The organism is Desulfocurvibacter africanus subsp. africanus DSM 2603 (assembly GCF_000422545.1).
GTDB classification, from domain to species: domain Bacteria; phylum Desulfobacterota; class Desulfovibrionia; order Desulfovibrionales; family Desulfovibrionaceae; genus Desulfocurvibacter; species Desulfocurvibacter africanus.
Window position 1 is genome coordinate 334,988 of the sequence record NZ_AULZ01000001.1, and the last position, 21,577, is coordinate 356,564.

Annotated in this window: 22 protein-coding genes; 13 read left to right on the forward strand and 9 right to left on the reverse strand. The window is 62.3% G+C overall.

The genetic code is table 11. The features are described from left to right. Positions 1–31: 31 nt before the first annotated feature. Positions 32–1,540 carry an SLC13 family permease gene (locus tag H585_RS0101475; RefSeq protein ID WP_014258788.1) on the reverse strand — a complete coding sequence of 503 codons (1,509 nt, stop codon included), beginning with the start codon at positions 1,538–1,540 and terminating at the stop codon, positions 32–34. Between the two features lie 414 nt (positions 1,541–1,954). On the opposite strand from H585_RS0101475, the gene H585_RS0101480 reads away from it, so the two are divergent. The 3 genes from H585_RS0101480 to H585_RS0101490 all read left to right on the forward strand — a co-directional run bounded on the left by H585_RS0101480 (position 1,955) and on the right by H585_RS0101490 (position 3,555). Beyond that, on the forward strand, positions 1,955–2,281 hold the full coding sequence (locus H585_RS0101480; RefSeq protein ID WP_027366475.1) for a hypothetical protein: 327 nt from the start codon (positions 1,955–1,957) through the stop codon (positions 2,279–2,281). Positions 2,282–2,459: 178 nt separating this feature from the next. After that, a complete protein-coding gene (locus tag H585_RS0101485; protein WP_027366476.1) occupies positions 2,460–2,795 on the forward strand; it encodes a hypothetical protein in 336 nt (111 codons plus the stop codon). Positions 2,796–2,907: 112 nt separating this feature from the next. Next, positions 2,908–3,555 carry a cysteine hydrolase family protein gene (locus H585_RS0101490; protein WP_014258791.1) on the forward strand — a complete coding sequence of 216 codons (648 nt, stop codon included), beginning with the start codon at positions 2,908–2,910 and terminating at the stop codon, positions 3,553–3,555. A 15-nt stretch (positions 3,556–3,570) separates the two neighbouring features. On the opposite strand, the gene H585_RS0101495 is transcribed toward H585_RS0101490, so the two are convergent. Together H585_RS0101495 and H585_RS0101500 are read right to left on the reverse strand one after the other, a co-directional pair. Continuing rightward, on the reverse strand, positions 3,571–4,254 hold the full coding sequence (locus H585_RS0101495) for a DUF2959 domain-containing protein (RefSeq protein ID WP_027366477.1): 684 nt from the start codon (positions 4,252–4,254) through the stop codon (positions 3,571–3,573). A gap of 87 nt (positions 4,255–4,341) precedes the next feature. Next, positions 4,342–4,863: a rhodanese-like domain-containing protein gene (locus tag H585_RS0101500; RefSeq protein WP_027366478.1), complete on the reverse strand. Its 522-nt coding sequence runs from the start codon at positions 4,861–4,863 to the stop codon at positions 4,342–4,344. A gap of 333 nt (positions 4,864–5,196) precedes the next feature. On the opposite strand from H585_RS0101500, the gene H585_RS0101510 reads away from it, so the two are divergent. The 3 genes from H585_RS0101510 (at position 5,197) to H585_RS0101520 (ending at position 8,675) form a co-directional block, all read left to right on the forward strand. Beyond that, positions 5,197–6,411 (forward strand): cyclic di-GMP phosphodiesterase, encoded by a 1,215-nt coding sequence (locus H585_RS0101510; RefSeq protein WP_027366479.1) that lies wholly within the window; start codon positions 5,197–5,199, stop codon positions 6,409–6,411. Between the two features lie 401 nt (positions 6,412–6,812). Then, the gene (locus H585_RS20700; protein WP_014258795.1) at positions 6,813–6,983 is read left to right on the forward strand and encodes a symporter small accessory protein; all 171 of its coding nucleotides are present in this window, start codon (positions 6,813–6,815) and stop codon (positions 6,981–6,983) included. A gap of 96 nt (positions 6,984–7,079) precedes the next feature. Beyond that, positions 7,080–8,675, forward strand: a complete 1,596-nt coding sequence (locus H585_RS0101520) for a sodium:solute symporter family protein (protein ID WP_014258796.1) — start codon at positions 7,080–7,082, stop codon at positions 8,673–8,675. A 168-nt stretch (positions 8,676–8,843) separates the two neighbouring features. Here H585_RS0101520 and H585_RS0101525 read toward each other — a convergent pair whose 3' ends face one another. The 4 genes from H585_RS0101525 to H585_RS0101540 all read right to left on the reverse strand — a co-directional run bounded on the left by H585_RS0101525 (position 8,844) and on the right by H585_RS0101540 (position 11,224). Beyond that, positions 8,844–9,545 carry a carboxylesterase family protein gene (locus H585_RS0101525; protein WP_027366481.1) on the reverse strand — a complete coding sequence of 234 codons (702 nt, stop codon included), beginning with the start codon at positions 9,543–9,545 and terminating at the stop codon, positions 8,844–8,846. Continuing rightward, positions 9,500–10,327, reverse strand: a complete 828-nt coding sequence (locus H585_RS0101530) for a DUF72 domain-containing protein (RefSeq protein WP_027366482.1) — start codon at positions 10,325–10,327, stop codon at positions 9,500–9,502. The genes H585_RS0101525 and H585_RS0101530 overlap by 46 nt, the downstream gene beginning before the upstream one ends. Positions 10,328–10,567: 240 nt before the next feature. Continuing rightward, complete coding sequence (locus tag H585_RS0101535; RefSeq protein WP_027366483.1) at positions 10,568–10,834, reverse strand: hypothetical protein; 267 nt, start codon at positions 10,832–10,834, stop codon at positions 10,568–10,570. 66 nt (positions 10,835–10,900) lie between these two features. After that, positions 10,901–11,224, reverse strand: coding sequence for a rubredoxin (locus H585_RS0101540; RefSeq protein WP_027366484.1), 324 nt, complete (start codon positions 11,222–11,224; stop codon positions 10,901–10,903). A gap of 261 nt (positions 11,225–11,485) precedes the next feature. On the opposite strand from H585_RS0101540, the gene H585_RS0101545 reads away from it, so the two are divergent. The 3 genes from H585_RS0101545 (at position 11,486) to H585_RS0101555 (ending at position 14,471) form a co-directional block, all read left to right on the forward strand. Further along, positions 11,486–11,920, forward strand: a complete 435-nt coding sequence (locus H585_RS0101545) for a hypothetical protein (RefSeq protein ID WP_027366485.1) — start codon at positions 11,486–11,488, stop codon at positions 11,918–11,920. Positions 11,921–12,020: 100 nt separating this feature from the next. Beyond that, positions 12,021–12,707, forward strand: a complete 687-nt coding sequence (locus tag H585_RS0101550) for a YkgJ family cysteine cluster protein (protein WP_034626941.1) — start codon at positions 12,021–12,023, stop codon at positions 12,705–12,707. 33 nt (positions 12,708–12,740) lie between these two features. After that, a complete protein-coding gene (locus tag H585_RS0101555) occupies positions 12,741–14,471 on the forward strand; it encodes an FAD-dependent oxidoreductase (protein WP_027366487.1) in 1,731 nt (576 codons plus the stop codon). 214 nt (positions 14,472–14,685) lie between these two features. Here H585_RS0101555 and tsaA read toward each other — a convergent pair whose 3' ends face one another. Both tsaA and H585_RS0101565 read right to left on the reverse strand, forming a co-directional pair. Beyond that, positions 14,686–15,186 carry a tRNA (N6-threonylcarbamoyladenosine(37)-N6)-methyltransferase TrmO gene (gene tsaA / locus H585_RS0101560; RefSeq protein WP_027366488.1) on the reverse strand — a complete coding sequence of 167 codons (501 nt, stop codon included), beginning with the start codon at positions 15,184–15,186 and terminating at the stop codon, positions 14,686–14,688. Further along, positions 15,183–15,671 (reverse strand): hypothetical protein, encoded by a 489-nt coding sequence (locus H585_RS0101565; protein WP_027366489.1) that lies wholly within the window; start codon positions 15,669–15,671, stop codon positions 15,183–15,185. Before H585_RS0101565 ends, tsaA begins: the two co-directional genes overlap by 4 nt. A gap of 193 nt (positions 15,672–15,864) precedes the next feature. Here H585_RS0101565 and ercA point away from each other — a divergent pair, with 193 nt between their 5' ends. The 4 genes from ercA to H585_RS0101585 all read left to right on the forward strand — a co-directional run bounded on the left by ercA (position 15,865) and on the right by H585_RS0101585 (position 21,553). Beyond that, complete coding sequence (gene ercA, locus H585_RS0101570; protein WP_027366490.1) at positions 15,865–17,034, forward strand: alcohol dehydrogenase-like regulatory protein ErcA; 1,170 nt, start codon at positions 15,865–15,867, stop codon at positions 17,032–17,034. Continuing rightward, a complete protein-coding gene (locus H585_RS0101575; protein WP_027366491.1) occupies positions 17,018–18,163 on the forward strand; it encodes a sensor histidine kinase in 1,146 nt (381 codons plus the stop codon). The genes ercA and H585_RS0101575 overlap by 17 nt, the downstream gene beginning before the upstream one ends. A gap of 421 nt (positions 18,164–18,584) precedes the next feature. Then, the gene (locus H585_RS0101580) at positions 18,585–19,016 is read left to right on the forward strand and encodes an Hsp20/alpha crystallin family protein (RefSeq protein ID WP_027366492.1); all 432 of its coding nucleotides are present in this window, start codon (positions 18,585–18,587) and stop codon (positions 19,014–19,016) included. 47 nt (positions 19,017–19,063) lie between these two features. Beyond that, positions 19,064–21,553 carry a Lon protease family protein gene (locus H585_RS0101585; RefSeq protein WP_027366493.1) on the forward strand — a complete coding sequence of 830 codons (2,490 nt, stop codon included), beginning with the start codon at positions 19,064–19,066 and terminating at the stop codon, positions 21,551–21,553. Positions 21,554–21,577: the final 24 nt, after the last annotated feature.

The window sequence follows — 21,577 nt, forward strand, 5'->3', positions numbered from 1 at the left end:
GAATTTTAAACGGATGGTCTCCGCTGGGCCGCTACTGGGCAGGCGGAACCTGGGCCATGGCCCACTCTGGAATGACGGTCAGCTCAAGACCGAAGATCCAGGCCATGACATAGTATACGAAGCCGGTGATCAGGAACGTGCCGACGATGTTCAGGATGAAGCCGGTCCTGGCCATCTGGCCTATGGTCACCGCTCCCGAGCCGAAGATAACCGCGTTTGGCGGCGTGGCCACGGGCAGCATGAAGGCATAGGACGCTGCGATGCAAGCGGGCACGATGGTCGCGTAGGGATGCACACCCAAGGCGATGGCGGTTGCGGCCATGATGGGGATCATTAGCGTGGCTACCGCGGTATTGGAGGTGATCTCGGTCAGGAAGATGACCAGCAAGGTCACGGCCAGGATGGCCACGATAAGCGGCACGCCCTTGAGGGCCACGAGCAGCCCGGCCAGCCAGGCGGCCAGGCCCGTGTTCTGGAAGCCGTCGGCCAGGGCCAAACCGCCGCCGAAGAGCAGGATGACGTCCCAGGGAATCTTCACCGCCGTCTTCCAGTCGAGCATGAAGCGGCCTTCCTTGAGATTCGACGGGATGATGAAGAAGAGCAGCGCGCCGGCGATGCCGATGGAGGCGTCGGACACGTTCTTGAAGAGGGCGGTCTTGGCGAAGAAGCCCATGACGATCCAGGTCGTGGCCACGATGGAGCCCACCAGGACGATGATCTTCTCTTCCTTCTTCATGGCCCCGAGCTTGGCGATCTCTGTCCTGATGACCTCCTGCCCACGGCCCTGCAGGATGTCGCCCTTGATGGGGAACACGATTTTGGTGAGCACGATCCAGGTCAGGATGAGGAAGATGATCGAAAGAGGAACGCCCAGGGCCATCCAACCCGCGAAGCTGATGGTGTGGCCGTAGAGCTTGTCGAGCTGGGCGACCATGACCGTGTTGGGGGGCGTGCCTATAATGGTGCCCACTCCGCCGATGGAAGCCGCGTAGGCGATGCCGAGCATGAGCGCCGTGGCGAAACGGTTATTGCGCAATTCGCTAGCGTCGATCTCCCGGTCAAGCGACATGGTCGACTTGATGATCGCCAGGCCGATGGGCACCATCATCATGGTCGTGGCGGTGTTGGACACCCACATGGATAGGAAGGCCGTGGCGACCATGAAGCCGAGGATAATGCGCGAGGGGCTTGTGCCCATGATACGGATGGTGTGCATGGCGATGCGCCGGTGCAGGTTCCAGCGCTCCATGGTCACGGCGATGAAGAAGCCGCCCATGAAAAGATATATCAGATGGTTTGCATAGGGCAGCGTGGCCTTGGAGCTGGGCATGATCGCCAGAAACGGAAAAAGGACAATGGGCAGGAGCGAAGTGGCGGGGATGGGGATGCATTCGGTGATCCACCAGGTCGCCATGAGCACCGTAACGGCGGCGCAGCGCTGCGCGGCCACCGGCATGCCCTCCGGAGTGGGCAACAATAGAATCAGGGCGAAGAGCGCCGGCCCTAGGAACAAACCCAACAACTTCCCTCGACTGTACATACATACCTCCCAAAGCAATGAACCGGGTCCCCTATGGACTCGGAAGCACTCCGAAAGACATGAAAGACGAGAAAGCGGGCATATAGATGGAACAGTGCTAAATGATTCAATCTGCCTTTAGGGCATTCACCTTCCCAAAACAATAAGAAAGTCTTTTTGGGTAAATAATCACACACTTACGGATTGATCAGCCAATCTGTACATCAAAAAACTCTTCCTTGCCGTTTGATCAACCAATCGATACGCATAACCGCACCACACTGGATGCGTTGGTGGGATATCGCGCTGAATGCAGTCATGGAACGCAAAAGCCATTTAATATCGTCTTCAATATGTTACTATTGCCTCGGCTTCTCTCCTATCCTTCGGGCCGACGGCGGCAACGGCGGCCCATGCGGGCCAACGGGAGGCGATATGTTATCAAAAGCCCTGCTCCTCGCGCTTCTTCTAGCAGCCCTGCTGGTTGGCTGTGCGCCCAGAGCGCCCATTTCGGCCTCGGAGATGTTCGGCTTCTGCATGACGGCCAGTCCGACCAGCGACTATTGCAGCAAACAAAAAGGCTACTGCATGCATCTGCGCGAGGCAGTGAGCCGGCAGTTCGCCTCGCGGGCTGAATGCCAGGCCGCCTGCTCGCAGGTGCGCGACGCCTACCGACTCACCATGATCGATTTCGGCTGCGTCCAGACCTATGAAAGCGGTCTGGATTGGTGCGGGCGCTACTGCACGACCAACTACGAGTAGTCCGGGGCAGGCCCTGCCGCCTTCCGCCGAGCGACTTGAACCGGCCGCGACAGAAACGTGATGCCTTGCTTCCGGTCCATTTTACCGGCAAGGTGTTATTTGTTTTCGCAAACGCCTGCCGGGCGTCGATTGGGTGTTTCGCCCAAGGGGCATACTGAAAAAACGCACAGGGGGAACCGTGGCCATCGATGTGGATCGCGCCATAGACGACCTCGTGAACCTCGCGCCCAATGCGTCCATGGTGCGGCACGAGCCGGGGCTCGTCGTGCTCAAGGTCGGGGCCGCAACGCTCAAGAGCGCCTTGCATGCGGATATGACGAACCTGGCCCAGAGCATACCTGGCATACACGATACGAAGCTCAAGCTTCTCAGCAGGACGCTGCACATCACGTACGACGAAAGCGTCCTGCCTTACGGCCTATGGGAAGACTTAGGAAAGCTCAAAGGGCAGCCTGACGGCCAGCAGCGGCTGCGCGAGCGCCTACGGGAAATCCTCAAGCGGGATAAAGCCTGATCCACGCGGTTCCGGCCTCGGAGCCGGGACACCCTTTGCATTGGTGGGCCCCGAACGTGGCGGGACAAGACCCGCCATATACGGTGCGGCCTGGAGATGGACAGGAGGAGGCATGCTCGACAAATACACCCAGCCCGACTTCACCCGCAGCGCGCTCTTGACCATCGACCTGCAGAACGACTTCGCCGGTCCCAAGGCGTGCCTGACCATGTCTGGTTGCCAACCGGTGCTGGAACGGGTCAGCTTGCTGGTGTCCGCCTTCCGCAAGCGCGGCCTGCCCATGGTGCACGTGGTCAGGATCTACCTGCCCGACGGCTCCAACGTGGATTTGTGCCGCCGCAAGGCCTTGGAGGAGGGCGCACGCATCGTCCTGCCGCGCACGACCGGCGCCGAGCTTGTCCGCGAGATACGCCCCTCGACGGGCCTGGACTTCAATGGGCTGCAGGAAGGCAAGCTCCAGCAATTCTCATCCAACGAGTTCGCCGTGTACAAACCCCGCTGGGGCGCCTTCTACAAAACGGCCCTGGAGGATTTTCTGCGTGACAGGGGCGTGAACACGCTCATCATCACCGGTGCTTTCTTCCAGCGTTGCGTGCTGGCCACCATCTTCGAGGCCAGCGAGCGCGACTTCCGCATCGTGGCCGTGCGCGACGGCATCGTAGGCATGCACGAGCAGGGTGCGGCGGAGTTGGAGGACATCGGCGTGACCGTGTTGGATGCAGTCGACTTCCTGGACGCCCTGAGCGGAAGCGTGAACTGAAGCTCCGGACGGATATCACTCCCGAGCTTCCTGGCGTTCCATGGCCGCCAGAAAGACATCAGCCTCGCGAATCGATTTATCCATGGCCCGCAACAAGGCCCGCACGTCGGTCTCCACCTCGGTCAACTCGCCCTTGAGCGAAGCCACGGCCCGGGCGTTGAGGTTGTGCTTGAGGTAGAGCACCTGGTCGTTGAAGGTGGCCAGCACCGGGTCCATGCGCTTTTCGGCGACGCGCATGGCGGTCATCAGTTGAGCGTAGCGTTTGCGCGTTTCGGCCAGACGGGCCTTGCTCCGGGCGCGCAAGGTCCTGTCGGTGTACTCGCTCAGCTCATCCTCCCACTCGTCCAACAAGGCCTCGGCCACGTCCTCCACCAAGTCCACACGTTCGCGCACGGCCTCGGCCTTGGCTTCGCTGGCGTCCAACTCTGCCTGCAGGGCGTTATATTTGTCCTCCAACTCGCCGCCTTCAAACCCCAGCACTTGATCGAAACGATCCAGAGCCGAGGCGAACTGCTCCTGGGCCTGCTTCTGACTGTCACGGGCGGATTCGACCCGATCCACGAGAATGTCGCGTTTGGGCACGCCGACCTTCTCCATGGCTGCATAGTAGGTCGATTGGCAGCCCCATACAGCAGCCAGAAGCGCGGCCATGAGCGCGACGAGCAGGGAACGTGTCGTCGCTCGTTTCCAATATGACATAAGCTCCTTGGCGCTTGGCAGCGCCTTCCTATCGCGCTGCCGGAGTTCGAGTCCGCCCTCTCTGGGCAAGCCCTCTCGGAGATGCGCCTAGTGCGAGGTATCGGATCGAGACGGAGACTGGCCGCTTACGGCCGTCGTGCTCCTAGGCTCCAATGGCAGCCCTGACTTTTTCCATTGATGTATCCCGCCCTGAAGCACAAAAACCTGATCATGGCCCGCGCCGATGAGGCGATCCGCCACTCTGCTGCTTATGATCTGATCCGGGGATTCGTCATACAACACGTAGACTCTGCCTTTGGGCAAGTCATTGGCCCAATCCACTCGATCCGGGTCCTTAATGAGCGCGCCGGCGATCTTCATCTCCTCGGGCGAAGCACGCGTCTTGCTCAGATCGAGCACCGTCACGTCCGGCAGCCGCCTGCGCAATTCCTCGGCGCTCATGTCGCCGTAGCCCATGGGCTTGGCGTCGGATCCAGGCACGGCCATCTCGCCGCGGTAATCGGGGCTAACAGGATTGTCCACGCTGCCACTGCCCTTGATGCCCATTTCGGCCTGTTGAGCCTCGGCCTGCGCACGCTGCTTCTCCCTTTGCCTATCCCGCTCCTGCATGGCTGCCTCCGCGCTCGCGGGCGGCTTCGCCGCCCGGCTTACCCGCCGCCGGCCTTGGCGAACGGGATTGGCTTCCAGGCTACACCAGCAGCGCGTTCGAGGTCCATGCCAAAACTAACCATGCACTCTCATGCCAGAATTGTTCCTGATACAAATACGTAATACGAAATGCTTACAATTGAACGCAACTTCATCCTGTTGCATGAATCCGCCTTTTGATTTACAGCAAATACATCGTTCAATTTCATAATTTCCATTCGGCATGCTTGAAAGCCGATTAGAATTCTTTGGCAAGATGCTGCTGCGTTGTCGGCATCTGCAGGTGGAAGACTCATGTATCTGAAGGTTCCGGTTCATGACTTGCAAATAGGCATGTACGTCGTCAACACCGGTCTGTCGCGGAGTGATGATCCCAACCTGTATTCCGTCGAAGGACTCATCACCTCCGAAGCTGAAATCCGAGCCATCAAAGCCGACGGTTATCAAGAAGTCATCATCGACATGGACAGGACCATGGTGCGCCTGCACGCCTCCGTTGGGCAATCCGAAGACAGTTCACATACATTCCCGACCATCGGGACTTCCGCGGCCTGCGGCATGTCCGGACAAAACCAGACTTCTTTATCCGATGAACTGCCCAAGGCCGAAAAGGCCCTTGGTGAAATGCTCCGCTTCGTGCGGGAGTTCACGCGCGACATACGGCTGGGCAAGCAGATCGACGTGATCGCCTCCGGAGCCATTGTGGAAGGCGTCGTGGACAGCGTCAGCCGCAACAGCCAAGCCATGCTCGGCCTGTGCAAGCTCAGATCCTTCGACGAATACACCTATACGCATTCCCTCAACGTGTCGGTTTTGGCCGTGGTCTATGGCAAATGCCTGAGCTTGCCGCGGGAACAATTGCGCGAGCTGGGCTTGGCCGGCATGTTCCACGACGTCGGCAAGACCGCCGTGCCCGAGCAGATATTGAACAAGCCGGGCAAGCTCACGCACGATGAATTCGAGATAATGAAGACTCACCCGGCCAAAGGCAGGGCCATGCTGTTCAGGATCGGAGACCTGTCCCGCGAGATCCTGGACGGTGTGCTGCACCATCACGAGCGGCACAACGGCAAAGGGTATCCCAACGGCCTGACCGGCAGCCAATTGGGCCTGTTCCCCAGGATCATCGGCATGGTCGACGTATATGACGCGCTTACCAGCCGGCGCTGCTACAAGCTGGGCATGATCCCGAACAAGGCGCTTTCGCTCATGTTCGGCCTGCGCGGCGAGGATTTCGAGGCAGGGCACCTGGACCGCTTCATCAAGTGCCTGGGCATCTATCCCCTGGGCAGCTTCGTGCGGCTGGACAACGGCCTGCGCGGCTTCGTCGTCGAAACCGTGGACAACAGCCCGCTACGGCCCAAGGTCAAGCTCTTCTTCGACAATGCCATGCGCAAGATAACTCCCAAGGAGTTGGATCTTTCCGATTACACCACCCCCGCCATTATCGAATGTCTCGATCCCGCCAGGTTCGACATCAATCCGGCCGACTACGTATTCACTACGTAATGTGCTCACGGCAGCCGCGCAATTCATGACGACATGCCCGTCTGCGCCCGTGATCGACTGCGCCGCCAGCCGTCACGTTTAATACACAGTGCAAGTCTGTCCCCTAGGAATGCGCAGGCCGTTCTGCGTCATTTAGTAGACATGTCCAGTGCGCCATGTCGCGTTTCTTGATCGCGAGTGATTTGATTCGCATATAAAAATGCCGGCTTTATTTCGCTTTTAGGACATCAAGAAAGAACTTTTTCGGGATACTTCCGGATGCGCGGTGATCATTGCTTGCCTTGACGCTGTCGGCGGCGAATGTTCAGCGAAAAAAGGAGTTTGACATATTCCGCACAATCAAGGCAAAGAGCAAGCTGTTCACACGCATGTACTCCGCAACTCCATTCCGGGGGGATTCAATGCTCGGATTCGGCAGCCTCGAAGTGGCCTTGGCGTATTGGGCCTGCCTGGCGGCAACGACCCTGTGCGTCGCTTTCGGCGTGCTTAACTGGAACAAGCGCGGCGAGCCGGACAAGGTCAAGCTCAAGAAGTTCGTCCTACCCAAGGCGGACAGCGAGAAGAGCGCCTAGCGCCCATCCGCTCTCCGCCGCCCCTCCTGCGTTCCATTGCCTCCGGCCCCCGGGCCCTTTTCGTCCAGCACCCCTTCACCTCAGGACGGTTTCGACATGACCGTGAAGCTCGTCATCGCCCTCATCTATTTGGGCGTGGTTTTTTACCTCGGCTACGTGGGCTGGAAGCACACGCGCGAGGCCGCGGACTACATGCTGGCCGGACGGCGCATGAACCCGTTCATCATGGCCATGTCCTACGGGGCCACGTTCATCTCCACCTCGGCCATCGTGGGCTTCGGCGGCGTGGCCTCGCTGTTCGGCTTTCCGCTGCTGTGGCTGACCTTCGCCAACATTTTCGTGGGCATCTTCATCGCCATGGTCTTCTTCGGCCGGCGCACGCGGCGCATGGGCGTGGCCCTGGACAGTCACACCTTCCCCGAGCTCCTGGGCCGGCGCTTCAAGAGCCGCTTCATCCAGGGCTTCGCCGGGCTGGTCATCTTCCTGTTCATCCCGGTCTACGCCGCGGCCGTGCTCATCGGCATCTCGCGCATGATCGAGGTCTCGCTCGGCATCCCCTACGCGGCCGCGCTCATCGGCTTCACGCTCATTCTGGCCGTGTACGTGGTCACGGGCGGCATGAAGGCGGTCATGTACACCGACGCCTTCCAGGGCGGCATCATGGTCGTCATGATGCTCATCCTGGTGGCCCACACCTACTCCCTGCTGGGCGGCGTCGTCCCGGCCCACCAGGCCCTGACGGACATGGCCGCGCTCATGCCCGAGAAACTACGCGCGGGCGGGCTGGAAGGCTGGACCCAGGGCACGCGCTTTGGCACTCCGCTATGGCTGACCATCTACACGACGATCGTCTTCGGCGTGGGCGTTGGCGTACTGGCCCAGCCCCAGTTGGCCGTGCGCTACATGACCGTATCCTCGGACCGCCAGCTCAACCGGGCCGTGCTCTACGGCGGCGTGTTCATCCTGCTCATGACCGGCGTGGCCTTCGTAGTGGGTGCGTTGTCCAACGTGATCTTCCACCAGACGACCGGCAAGCTCGCCATCGCCGTGGCCGGCGGCAATGTGGACGTGGTCATACCGACCTACATCGAGACCATCATGCCGGCCTGGTTCTCCACGCTCTTCCTCATGGCCATGCTCGCCGCGGCCATGTCCACCCTGTCCTCCCAGTACCACGCGGGCGGCACTTCCCTTGGCCGCGACCTGCTGGAAAAGGGCCTTGGGCTCGGCAAGCAGGAGTCCATCAAGGGCACCCAGTGGGGCGTCGTGGTGACCATCGCCATGGGCCTGGTGTGGGCGCTGTTCCTGCCCGAGTCGGTCATCGCCAAGGCCACGGCTTTCTTCTTCGGCCTGTGCGCCGCGACGTTTCTGCCGGTCTACTTCCTTGGCCTCTACTGGAAGCGCATGAGCCGCACGGCGGCCGTGGCCTCCATGCTGGGCGGCTTCGGCTTCTCCATGTTCTGGCTGCTGTTCGTCCATGAAGCCGAGGCCAAGGTCATCGGCCTGTGCCAGATCCTGTTCGGCAAGGCCACCCTGGTCGCCGACGCAACCAAGGGCTCCTGGGTCTTCCTGCTGCAGTGGCTGGACCCGAACATCGTGGCCCTGCCCTTCTCCCTGCTCCTGGCCGTGGCCGTGGCGCTCGTCACGAGGCACGACGCGGAGCACGCCGAGTACTGCTGGCGGAATTACTAAAGCTAAAGCAAGAGCTGGGAAGGGGCGCTGCCCCTCCCCAGACCCCACCCTGCCAAGCGTAACAACGCCCTGGACCCCGTATTTCGAGCCAGCCGGAAGAACCGGCTGGCTCGATGCGTATGATTCATATAGCGGCGGCAGTGTACCGTGCGAAGCAGCGAGGCCGCATCACAACATACGCGACTGCTTGGGCTCGCCCTCCACGGCCCTGCTTTTGCGCTGGGCCAGCATCCAGTCGTACAGCTCCGGGTCGTCATAGGTCTGGGTCCAGGAGTCGTGTCCGACATCGGGATAGATCGTAAGGCGCACGTCTCCGCCGCAAAGCCGCAAGGCATCCACGAGCTTGCAGGATTCCTCGGCCGGGACGACGGTGTCTTTCGCCCCATGAAAGGCCCACACGGGCACCTGCCGCAGGGCGCAGACCCGCTCCGGAAACCCCAGGGCTTCCGGCCCATAACCGCAGATGGGCACCACGGCGGCGAAGCGCTCCGGCCGTTCGGTGCCCAGGAACCAAGCCCCGAATCCGCCCATGCTGATACCCGTGAGATAGATCCTGTCGGGATCCACTGGATGCTCGGCCATGACCGCCTCCAGCAGCTCTTCCACATGGCCCAGGTGCTGCTGCCAGGAAGACCACTCCGGGCATTGAGGCGAGACGAGCAGAAAGGGCAAATCCTTTGCATGGGCTTCGGCATGGCGAGGAAGCCCCTGGCGCAACAGCAGCCGCGGGTCGTCCCCACGCTCGCCCGCGCCGTGCAGGAAAAACGCCAGGGGCCAGCCTCCTTCCAGAGCCCCTGACGGGAAATGCAGGAGGTACTGGAGCGTTACCCTCGAACCCGAGGGGTGGAACGCGCGGACAGAGTGGGCCATACGTCCTCCGTTGCGGCCAGGCCGTGCGCTTTGACGGCCACGCCGCCGGTCTTGACGTTCAACTCGGCAAGCAGGCGCAGGAGAGCGCGGGCGTCGTGCACCGCATGCCCTCCTTGATCGTTGTTGAAATAAGCGTACACGTCCCGACCGGCGGCCGTGTGGGCGGCCATGCGCTTGGCGCCGTCCGCCAGAGTGCCGGGATCGTACCCGCCGTCGAAGCTGCCTCCGTGGAAGCGGTAGTAGACGAAATCAGCCGTGGCTTCGTCCGCATGGCCTGGAATCTTGTCATGCACCACCAGGGCCGCGCCATGGCGGCGCAGAATGGCCAGGGTATCGGACGAGAGCCAGTCCGTGTTGCGAAACTCCACAGCCCAGCGCAGGTCCGATGGAGCTGCGGACAGAAAGGCCTCCAGCCTGGGCAAATTCGGGCGCATGGTGGGCGGGAGTTGCACAAGCACTGGTCCTAGAAGATCTCCAAGCAGGCGTGCACGCGACAGGAACGGCTCCAGGTGCTTGTCAGGCTCCAGGAGCCGCTTCTGATGCGTGGCGAAGCGGCTGTACTTGAGGGCATAGACAAATTTTGACGGAGCCTGCCCCCGCCAACGCTCGAAGGTCTCGGCGGTCGGAAGTCGGTAGAAGGTGTTGTTGACCTCCACCGTGGCGAAGCGCGCCGCGTAATAAAAGAACCACTGGGCCTTGGGCAGCGTGGAGGGGTAGAAAAGCCCCTTCCAATGGTCGTACTGCCAGCCCGAGGTGCCTACCAGGGCCAGGCCGCGACTCATGACGTCTCCTGCCACCCCCGTTGTTTCAGCGCTCCCGAGTAAGCGAGGCCATGCGCCACGAATCCCGCGGATCATTCAAAACGGCTGCATGTCGGGAAAGCCTGCGGGGTGCGGAGCATCCCTCGACTCGACTGCAAGCCACCGCTGGAATTCGTCGAACTTTGTCCGACATCCGCTGAATCGCGGGCAAACGGCGGGCCTTTCAGCCTGCCGTCTTGTGCGCACCTCGTCCCTGGCGGCCTATTCGATGAGCCCCCGGAAGCCTGGATCGGGTTTGAAAATGATGCCGCCTTCGCTGCTGGAGAACTCTCCCACGCCTTCGATGCGCTCGCTGCCGCTTTTTCCCACGTGCTTGGCCAGCCCGGCAAGGACGAGGGACACGGCGGTTCCGGCATCATCCGTGGTGTTAAAGGCATCCGGCAGGCCCTTCATGAGGTATATGGACAGGAAGTCCTTCAAGGGTTTGTCCGAATACAACAGGTCATGGGTATTTGCCCGTTCTTCCATGGCTGCTCCTTACCCGACGCCGAAGGCGCGCGCAGGTTTTATTTTCGGTTGATCGCCAGTAGCCAACTAGACCATTTTTCCCTTGGCCCGCTCGGCCACCGGGGAATAGCCTTCCACATCGCCGCTCGCGATGCGCTTTTCGATCTCATCCCACTGCTTGTCTTTCAGGCCGGGCCAGTTGCGCACGTTTTCCCACAGCACCGAACCGGGGCCGGCCAGGGGCTTGAAATCCTTCTTCTCGGCGCCACAAAAGGGGCAGGTCCAGTCGTCGGGAAGTTCACCGAACTTCGTTCCGACCTTGATCCCGCGCTTGGGATCGCCCTCGTCGGGGTTGTAGACGTAGCCGCAGTAGTGCATCTGGCACTGGAACATTTCGTTGGCCTTGGCCATGGCATGCCTCCTTTGGATGCGTTCGCGCGATTGATCGGTCCCATTGGTCGGTTCCGCTGCCTTTCCGTTCTCGCACCATACGGATAATCGGGGGGTGCCTGCCATCGGACGGATTCGTCCCTTGCAGTAGGTTTCACACCGACGGGTTGTCCTCCGAAGAGTAAGCCCTTGGGCTTGCGGCCTACATGATGTATGCTGCCATGTGTTCGAAGTGATGCGGATTGCATGGGCCAAATAACGGCCAGACAGCGGAGGTTGCACATGAGAGGACGCGCGCAAGAGAGCCTGAGGCAATGGCTGGCAAGGACGGACCTGCGACGGCTGGCGGCCGGGACGCAGTGCGTCTGGTACGTGCTGACAGGGTTGTGGAGCCTGGTGGACATCCACTCGTTCATGGCCGTGACCGGGCCCAAGACGGACATATGGCTCGTGCGTACAGTGGGCGCGCTGGTCATCGTCATCGGCTCGGTCCTCGGCATGGCCGCAATACGTCGGCGCATCGGCCTGCAGGAAATGGCCTTGGGCGTAGGCTCGGCCTTGGCTCTGGCCGTGGTGGAAATCGGCTATGCGGCCACGGGCGTCATCTCGCCCATCTACCTTATCGACGGCGTGGTCGAGCTGGTCCTGCTCGGCCTGTGGTTCGCGGGCTGGGTGCGCGGCGGAGCCGCTCAGCCTGGGGTCGGCTCAATGCAGTGACAGAGCATGGACTGTTGTGGCATTGAAGAGTCCTGCCAAGTAATACGACCCCAGGACTTTCAACCCGCGGCGCGGCATAAGCCTGCGCCGGATGGATGCCATGGACAGTTGCAAGCGTTGCGGAACATGCTGCCGCAAGGGCGGCCCAAGCCTGCATGCCCAGGATCACGCGCTGGTGGAAAAAGGCCTGCTCAATCGCTCGGACCTTGTCACGCTGCGCAAGGGCGAGTTGGCTTTCGATCCCATCCAGGACCAGGTGCTGCCTTTGGGCAACGAACTCATCAAGATCAAGGGCCAGGGAAAATCCTGGGTCTGCCGTTTTCTGGAACCGACACACTCTTGCCGCATCTATGATTGCCGGCCCGTCGAGTGCCAGGCACTGCTTTGCTGGAACACGGAGCAGCTCGAATCGGTCTATGACAAGGACCGGCTCACGCGCGCCGACCTCTTTGCCCCTGAAAGCGGCCTGCCCGCGATTATCGAGGAGCACGAAGCCAAGTGTCCGTACTCCAAGGTGCTGGAACTGGCCGAGCAGGCCGTGGCCGGCAAGGGCAATTCAATCAAGGAGCTGGCTGCCCTGGCCGAGTACGACCGCAGCCTGCGCGCGCTGCTCGTGCAGAAGGCCGGCGCCATGATCAGCGAGCTGGATCTCATCCTCGGCCGCGACGTGTTGGCCACCCTACCCGCCCTGGGTCTGACCCTGGTGCGCAAGGACAGCAAGACGTATCAAGTCATTCGCAGCAAAAAGCAGGGCATGGGCCCCGGAAGAGCCCTCTGGAAGCCCTGAGCGTAATCGCCTTCAACTAGGAGCCTTCCCGACATGTCACGCAAGATCGTCATCATCGGCGCGGTGGCGCTTGGCCCAAAGGTCGCCTGCCGCGCAAGGCGAATTGACCCCGATGCCGATATCGTCATGCTCGACCGCGACAGCTATATTTCCTACGGCGGCTGCGGCATCCCCTACTACGTGGGCGGTGACGTGGCCGATATCGACGGCCTCTTGTCCACTGCCTATCACGCGCGGCGCGACGCCGCCTTCTTCGAGAACACCAAGCGGGTGCGCGCGCTCACCGAGACCGAAGCCCTGGAGATCGACCGGGCCGGCAGGCGAGTGCGCGTAAAGGACCTGAAGAGCGGGCAGGAGTCCTGGCTGGATTATGACACGCTCGTGCTGGCCACTGGCAGCACCCCGGTCATCCCGCCCATCGAGGGCCGCGACCTGCCCGGAGTCATGGCCGTGGCCAACCTGCACCAGGCCAAATGGATCAAGGAGAGCGTGCAGCGCGGCCAGGTCGAGAGCGCCGTCATCGTGGGAGGCGGGGCCATCGGCCTCGAGATGGCCGAGGCGTTCGCGGACCTGTGGGGCATCCAGACCACGGTCATCGAGATGCAGCCGCACGTCCTGCCGCAGGCCCTGGGGCCGGACATGGCCCGGCTGGTGGAGAACTCCTTCACCGCGGCCGGCGTGTCCATCCTGACTGGCGAGCGCGCCGCGCGCATCGTGGGCGACGCTGAAAACGGCGTGCAGGCCCTGGAGACGGCTTCAGGCAAGCGGCTGGATTGCCAGCTGGTCATCCTGGCCGTGGGCGCGCGCCCCAACAGCGAGCTGGCGCGCAAGGCCGGCCTGGCCGTCGGCCGCTTCGGCGGCGTGCTCGTGGACCGGCGCATGCGCTCCTCAGACCCCAATATCTTTGCTGGCGGCGACTGCGTGGAACTGCCCCACGCCCTGAGCGGCAACACGGTCCACATGCCGCTCGGCTCCATGGCCAACCGCCAGGGCCGGGTCATCGGGGCCAACGTGACCGGAAGCCACGCCGAATTCCCGCCCGTGCTGGGATCCTTCTGCATGAAGGCCTTCGAAGCCGGCGTGGCCCGCGCCGGCCTGACCGAAGCCCAGGCCCTGGACGCGGGCTACAAGCCGGCTTCGGCCACCGTGGCCATGCATGATCGAGCGCACTTCTATCCCACGGCGAAAATCATGTACCTGAGGCTCATCGCCGACCGCGTCACGCGACGGGTGCTGGGCATCGAGGCCTTCGGCGCCAATGGCGACGCGGTCAAGGGGCGCGTGGACGCCGTGGCCGCGGCCATGCGATTCGGGGCCACGCTGGAGGATGTGTCCAACCTGGAGGTGGCCTACGCTCCGCCCTATGCCCAGGCCATGGATATTCTCAACGCCGCAGCCAACGTGGTGCAGAATGTTGTCGAGGGCGTCAATGCGGCCATGCCCATGGGAGAGTTCCTGCGGGATTTCGAGGCCGGCAAATTCAAGGTCCTGGACGTGCGCGGAGCAGCCAATGCCGCGTCGTACATAGAAAAATTTGGTGACAGATGGCTGAACATCCCCGGCGAGGAACTGGCGGCGCGCCTGGAGGAGGTCGATCCGGAGCAGCCGTTGGTGCTCTTCTGCAACTCGGGCCAGCGCTCCTACGAAGCCCAACGCACCATGGCCTCGCGCGGACTGCCCGTGGCGCGCAACGTCGAGGGCGGCCATCTGCTGCTCAGCGCCTTGGACAAGGCATTCCTGGGCCAGGGCGAGGACGAGAAATAGCCGCAAGCCTGCGCGCATATGTCATAACGAGCGCGCCCTGGCCGGGATAACCGGTCGGGGCGCGCTTTTCACGTAGCGGCCTGGACCTTGGCCATGCTGCTTAAAAAGGTCGCAAATAAACTGCGCGGGTCCAGGGGCGCGTCCGCCCCCTGGTGGGTGAGGACTGGGGAGGGCAAAGCCCTTCCCAGCTCTTATGCAATCTACTCTGGGGTAATCAATCCGCAGCCCGAGACTTGGCGAAGCGATCGTCCGAGCGGGTCGCGCCTACATCGGCCTGGCTCTTCTCGGCCCAGCCCGCGCGGGCCTCAGGCACGGCATCGAAAGCCGGCATATAGGGTTTGATGTCCAGGAGCGGCGTGCCATCGAGCACGTCCACGCCTGCAATGCGCAGCACGTTGCCGGATACGCCCAGTACGCGCACCACGGACAGGCCTATGGGATTGGGCCGCCTCGGGGCGCGCGTGGAAAACAAGCCGCGCGGCGTATTGTCCAAAAACGGCGTAACAGTAAGCGCATAGCCCTGGCTGCCGTGGAAATGATAGATCAGATAGGCGTGCGAGAAGCCTTCCAGATCGGCCAGCCCCTGCGCGTACTGCGGGTCGAGCACGGCTTGTCCCTCGGCGTCCCTGGCGCCGGCGGGCTGGATGGGCATGCCTTCCAGGCTGGTCCAGGGCGAGTGCACGATACCGATGGGCCGCAGAATTAATTCGTTCATTTCTCTCCGTTCTCCTTGCGCACGCCGATCTTATCCAGCCATGATTCGCTGAAGCCCATGGAGATGGACACTTCCATGCCGCCCTCCAGGGAATAGTTCTTGAGCGACTGGATAAACTCGCCCGTGGCATTGTTGATAAGCTGTATGGCGTAGCGGTCGGGATTCGTCTTGACCCGTATGAGCTTGACCTGCGTGCCCGGGTGGCAGTGCTTTTCCTTGAGCGAGTACTCCTGCGGCCCGCCCTCCCATTTGGGAGCCTGATTCTCGGCCTCCACCAGGCCGGCCTTGAGCTCGATCATGCGCACCAGGTGGAAGACCTCCTCCGAAACCCTGCGCCGCTCCTCGGGCTCCATGGCCGCCAGAACTTCTGGAACCGCAAGTTCCTTCCAACGGTCCGCGGCGTCCCACAATATATGTTCCATGAAAACCCTTGCAAAATCGCGGGGCGACAGCTCGCCGCCCTTGCCGAAAGGATGGCCGATCATCTCGCCTCTCCGGGTGGCTTATGTTGCGGCCTGGATTATTCCATGCCGGACAAGCCTGTAACATGTCCCAACGCTATGCAAAAGAGGACCGGCTTCGAGCCCCGCAAGCCCTCTCGTGACATTTCACGGTGCAAACGATAAGCTTTGCATGCAGGCGCGTGCTGCAACGCCCGCGCGGCTTGCAGAGGAAATCATGACCAGGAATAAGTTGCTGGACTTGCGCAAGTTCGTCGCGCCGGAGTTCGTTTTCGGCGATGGCGCGGCCGGTCTGGCCGGCCGATATGCCAGAAATCTCGGCGCGCGCCGCGTGCTGGTGGTTACGGACGCGGGCGTGATCCGCCACGGTTGTGCCGGGCTGGTGCTGGAGAGCCTCGCGCGCGAAGGCCTGCCCGGCGTGGTCTTCCAGGAGGTCTCGTCCAATCCGCGCGACTGTGAAGTCATGGCCGGAGCGGAAACCTGCCTGCGCGAGGGCTGCGACGCCATCGTTGCCGTGGGCGGCGGCAGCCCCATGGACTGCGCCAAGGGCATCGGCATCGTGGTCACCAACGAGCGGCACATCAGCTCCTTCGAGGGCGTGGACAATGTGCCCAGGCCGGGCCTGCCGCTCATCTGCGTGCCCACCACGTCCGGCAGCTCGGCCGACGTGTCCCAGTTCGCCATCGTCAGCGATACAAGCCGCAGGCTCAAGCTCGCCATCGTCAGCAAGACCGTGGTCCCGGACGCAGCGCTCATCGATCCCCGCACCACAACGACCATGGGCTACGAACTCACGGCCCATACGGGTCTGGACGCACTGACCCACGCCGTGGAAGCCTACGCGTCGAACGCAAGCTCGCCGGTCACGGACCTGCACGCTCTGGAGGCCGTCCGCCTGGTGTCCGCCAACCTGCTGGCGGCCATGCGCGCTCCCCATGACCTTGAAGCCAGGGCGCGCATGATGCTCGGCAGCCTGTACGCCGGGCTGGCCTTCTCCAACGCCATTCTCGGGGCCGTGCACGCCCTGGCCCACGGCCTGGGCGGCCTGCTGGATTTGCCGCACGGCCTGTGCAACGCCATTCTCCTTGAGCATGTGGTCGCGGCCAATTACGAGACCGCGCCCGGGCGCTACCGCAACATAGGGCTGGCCCTGGGCGCGGCCATGCCCGAGGTCGGCGACCACTCCGGCGGCAGGCAGGCCCTGTTGGAGGCTCTGCGCCGGCTCACGCGCGAAGCAGGCGTGAACTGCCGTTTGTCTGAGCTGGGCGTGCAGCGCGAGGACCTGCCCGAGCTGGCTGCCAAGGCTTTGTGCGATCCATGCCTCGTCACCAATCCCCGCCCCTTTACCATTGAGGATATCGTCGGCATTTATGAGAAAGCCCTATGATCAGGAGTCGGAACGCTTAAGACAACCCCAGGCAAGGCCGGATACCCGGCTGCGCGAGAAGCTTATCGGCCTGGGCGAAACGTCCATGCGCAAGAGCTACTATCCGGAGCTCAAGGAGCGTATGGAGGATCTCGAACGCTTTCGCGCCCTGCTGGATCAGGTTTCGGACGCCATTTTGCTTGTGAACTTGGAAACCCTGCGGATAGCCGACGCCAATGGCGCCGCCGGGGATCTGCTGGGCCGCGCGCGCGACAGCCTCCTGGGCCTCAGGCTGGACAAGCTCATGCCACCCGAGACCACGCAGGCCATGGACGACTTCCTGTGCTCGGGCCAGGTGGAGAGCTTCGTGGAATCCACGCTGCCCGCTGCGGGAGGTCGAATGCACGACGCGCCGGTGGAAATCGTCCTGCGCGTGGTGCCCTTTGGCAGCGTACCTTACATGGTGGCCGTGGCCCGCGACGTGAGCGAACGCAAGCTGAACGAGGGGCGACTGCGGGACTCCCTGCGCGAAAAGGAAGTCCTGCTCAAGGAGATCCACCATCGGGTCAAGAACAACCTGCAAACCATTTCCAGTCTGCTCAGCTTGCAAGCCCAGGTCCTGGACGATCCGGCTGTGGCTGAACTGTTTCGCGAGAGCCAGAACCGCATCCAGTCCATGGCCCTGGTGCACGAGCGGCTGTACCAAGCCGATGACCTGTCCAGCGTGGATTTCGACAGCTATCTGTCCAGCGTCATCTCCTTCCTCATGCAGTCCTACCGTCGGAACAGCTCCTCCGTGCGCTTGATCAAGGACCTGGAAGATCTGGCCCTGCCCGTGACTGTGGCCATTCCCTGCGGCCTAATGGTCAACGAGCTGCTCTCCAACAGCCTCAAGTACGCCTTTCCGGACGGGCGCGCTGGAGCCATCGAGGTCTCCTTCCGCCGCGACGGCGACCGCTATGTACTCCGAGTGGCCGACGACGGCGTAGGTCTGCCGCCGGACATCGACCCGCTGGACACCTCCAGCCTGGGACTCAAGCTCGTGCTGACCCTGGTGCGCCAGCTCAAGGGCAACCTGGACATCCAACCCGCGCCCGGAGCGAGCTTCCACATCGCTTTCCCCTGCGAGCAGGGCAAAACCTCCCGATAGCTAGAAATTTTTGCTTTTTAAAATGCTGCAAGCCATGCGTCGGCATGGCTTGCAGCTAGCTTCGGCGTAGGGCGCAATTCACTTGCACCGTCAACGCCGGAGCGGGCGTCTTACAGCACCTTGCAAATAAAATGAAAAATGGGGGTGCAGGGAGCGCCGCTCCCTGCCGGGAGAGAGTCTGAGAGAGGGCAGCGCCCTCTCTCAGTTCAAACGCAAATTGCTCTAAAAGCAATCTGCTCTTGAGACAGGCGGTCGCAGCCAAGCGACTGCCTGCTTTCTTCACGCGTTATAAGCCGGTTGGAGATGTCGACATCATCTCCAACCGGCCTTCTCACGATCCTCTTCCTGATGTAAGCATAAGAGTGCTAGCCCCCTCGGCCCACGGCCTTGCATGGGGGACAAGACATCAAGGAGGGGCGAAATGCCTGATCTGACCCTGTGGACCGCCAGAGAAATCCTGCGCATGAAGCGGGACCTCGACACGCTCTTCTCCAGCCTGTGTGAGGACTTCGGAACTTGCGGCCTGCCCGACGCCCTGGCCGGGCCGAGCATCGACATCGTTCAGGAGGAAGACGCGCTGGTCATCAGTGCCGAACTGCCGGGAGTAAACCCCCAGGATCTCAGGGTTGCGGTGCAGGACGACCGACTGCTCCTGGCTCATGAGCAGCGCAGCGTCATGGGCGAAAGCGGAGCCACCATCGAAAGCCGCAGCCACTTCTCGCACACCATCCGACTGCCCTGCCGGGTGGATGCCGACAAAGCCGATGCAATCTTCGAGAACCAGACTCTGACCATCACCCTGCCTAGGTGCGAACCGAGCAGGCCCAAACCCCTGTCCATCCGAATCGGCTGAAGCCAAATAGCTTTTGCGCCTGCACGCCAGCATGGAGGTGTTTTTCGATGCCGACGAACCCGACACATCCCGAAGTGCCCAGCGACAAACTGCGCTGGCGCTGCGACCCGTCCCAACTGCCCTTCAAGACCACGGACGAAATCGAGCCCTTGGACAAGATCGTGGGCCAAGCCCGCGGAGTCGAGGCCTTCCGTTACGGCATGGCCATCAACAAGGCCGGCTACAACGTCTTCGTCACCGGCGAACCCCACACCGGGCGCATGGCCAGCGTGGAGAAGCTCCTTCAGGAACTCTCGCACAAGCACGGAGCGCCCGATGACCTGGCCTACGTGAACAACTTCAAGAACACCGACGCGCCCATCCTGCTGCGCTTCAAGTCCGGCGAGGGCAGCGAGTTCCGCAAGGAAATCCACGACCTCGTGGACACCCTCAAGCGCGAAGCGCCCCAGATCTTCGAGAGCCAGGAATACGTGGCCCGCAAGAAGGAGATCATGGAAACCTACGAGCGGCGCACGCGGGACTTCTTCAAGGACCTGGACAAGCGGGTCAAGGAAGAGGGCTTCGCCCTGGTGCAGATCCAGGCCGGCCAGATGCAGCGGCCCGAGCTCATGCCCATCGTGGACAGCGAGCCCGTGCCCATGCCGCGCCTGGAGGAGATGGTCGAAAAGGGCCGCTTCCCGCGCGACGAGTTCGAGCAGATCAAGGAGAAGTACGACCGGCTGCGCGGCGAGATCGACAAGATATTCCTGGAAGTTCGTGACCTGCAGAAGGAACTCAACGAAAAGGGCGAGCAGGTCGACAAGCACATGTTCACGGCCTCGGCCCAGCGGCTCATGGAGCCCCTGCGTGAAAAGTACACGAGCGAGAAGATCCGCAAGTACCTGCGGGACATGCTCGAGGACATGGTCGAGAACATCGACACCTTCCGCACGGGCGGCCAGCAGCAGATACCCGGCCTGCCGCCGGGCATGGCCATGGTCATGGGCGACCCGTTCATGGCCTACCACGTCAACCTGATCGTGGATAATTCCGAGCAGGAGAGTCCGCCGGTCATCCGCGAAGGCTATCCGACCTACCGCAACCTGTTCGGCTCCATCGAGCGGGTCATCGACCGCACGGGCGTGTGGCGCACGGACTACTCCAAGATCAAGGTCGGCTCCTTCCTCAAGGCAAACGGCGGCTACCTCGTGCTCAACCTCATGGACGCCATCATGGAGCCCGGAGTGTGGCCCGCGCTCAAGCGCGCCCTCAAGACCGAGCGCATGGAGATCCAGACCTTCGACCCCTACTACATGTTCATGTCGTCCAGCCTGAAGCCCGAGCCCATTCATGTGGAGGTCAAGGTGGTGGTCGTGGCCGACACCTACCTCTATCATCTGCTGCGCCAGTACGACCCGGACGTGCAGAAGATCTTCCGCGTGCGCGCGGACTTCGACCGCTCCATGGACAAGAACGAGGAGGCCATCATGGCCATGGCCCGCTTCGTGCGCAAGGAAACCCAGGAGGAAAAACTGCGGCCATTCGAGGCATCCGGCGTGGCCGCGCTCGTGGAGGAGGCTGTGCGCCTTGCCGGCAGGCAGGAGAAGATCACCACGCGCTTCCCGACCATCGCCGAGATAATCCGCGAGGCCGACTACTGGGCCGAACAGGAGAAGGCCGCAGCCGTTAACGAGCACCACGTGCAGCGAGCCATGGACTCGCGCAAGTACAGGGACAACCTCATCGAGGACAAGATCCAGGAGATGATCGACCGCGACAGCCTCATGATCTCCACCACAGGCGCGGTGGTGGGCCAGGTCAACGGCCTGTCGGTCTACTCCCTGGGCAACCTCGCCTTCGGCCGGCCCGCACGCATCACGGCAAATACGGCCCTGGGCCGCGAGGGCGTCATCAACATCGAACGCGAAGCCCAGATGTCCGGCCCCATCCACAACAAGGGCGTGTACATCCTGTCGGGATACCTGCGCCGGGTCTTCGCCCAGAACAAGCCTCTGTCCGTAAGCGCATCCATAGCCTTCGAGCAGTCCTACTCGGGCATCGAGGGCGACTCGGCCTCGTCCACGGAGATGTACGCCATCCTGTCCAGCCTGTCCGGCGTGCCCCTGCGCCAGGACATCGCCGTGACCGGCTCCGTGAACCAAAAGGGCGAAGTGCAGCCCATCGGCGGGGTCAACGAGAAGGTCGAGGGCTTCTATGACGTATGCAAGAGCAAGGGCCTGACCGGCGAGCAAGGCGTCATGATCCCCCACACCAACGTTCAGGACCTCATGCTGCGCAAGGATGTGGCCCAGGCCATCCAGGAGGGCAAGTTCCACCTTTGGCCAGTAAAGACCATTGCCCAAGGCGTCGAAATCCTCACCGGCATGCCCGCCGGCGAGCAGCGCGAGGACTTCACCTTCCCCGAGGACACGGTCTTCGGCAAGGCCGACGCCAAGCTCAAGGAACTGGTGGAAACCCTGCTGAAGTTCGCCAAGGCCGCCGAGGAAGGCGGAAAAGAGCAGGATAAGCCGGGAGGCTGCGTCGACTGCGGGAAGTAAATATGTCTCCGGCGGCCGGGGGGA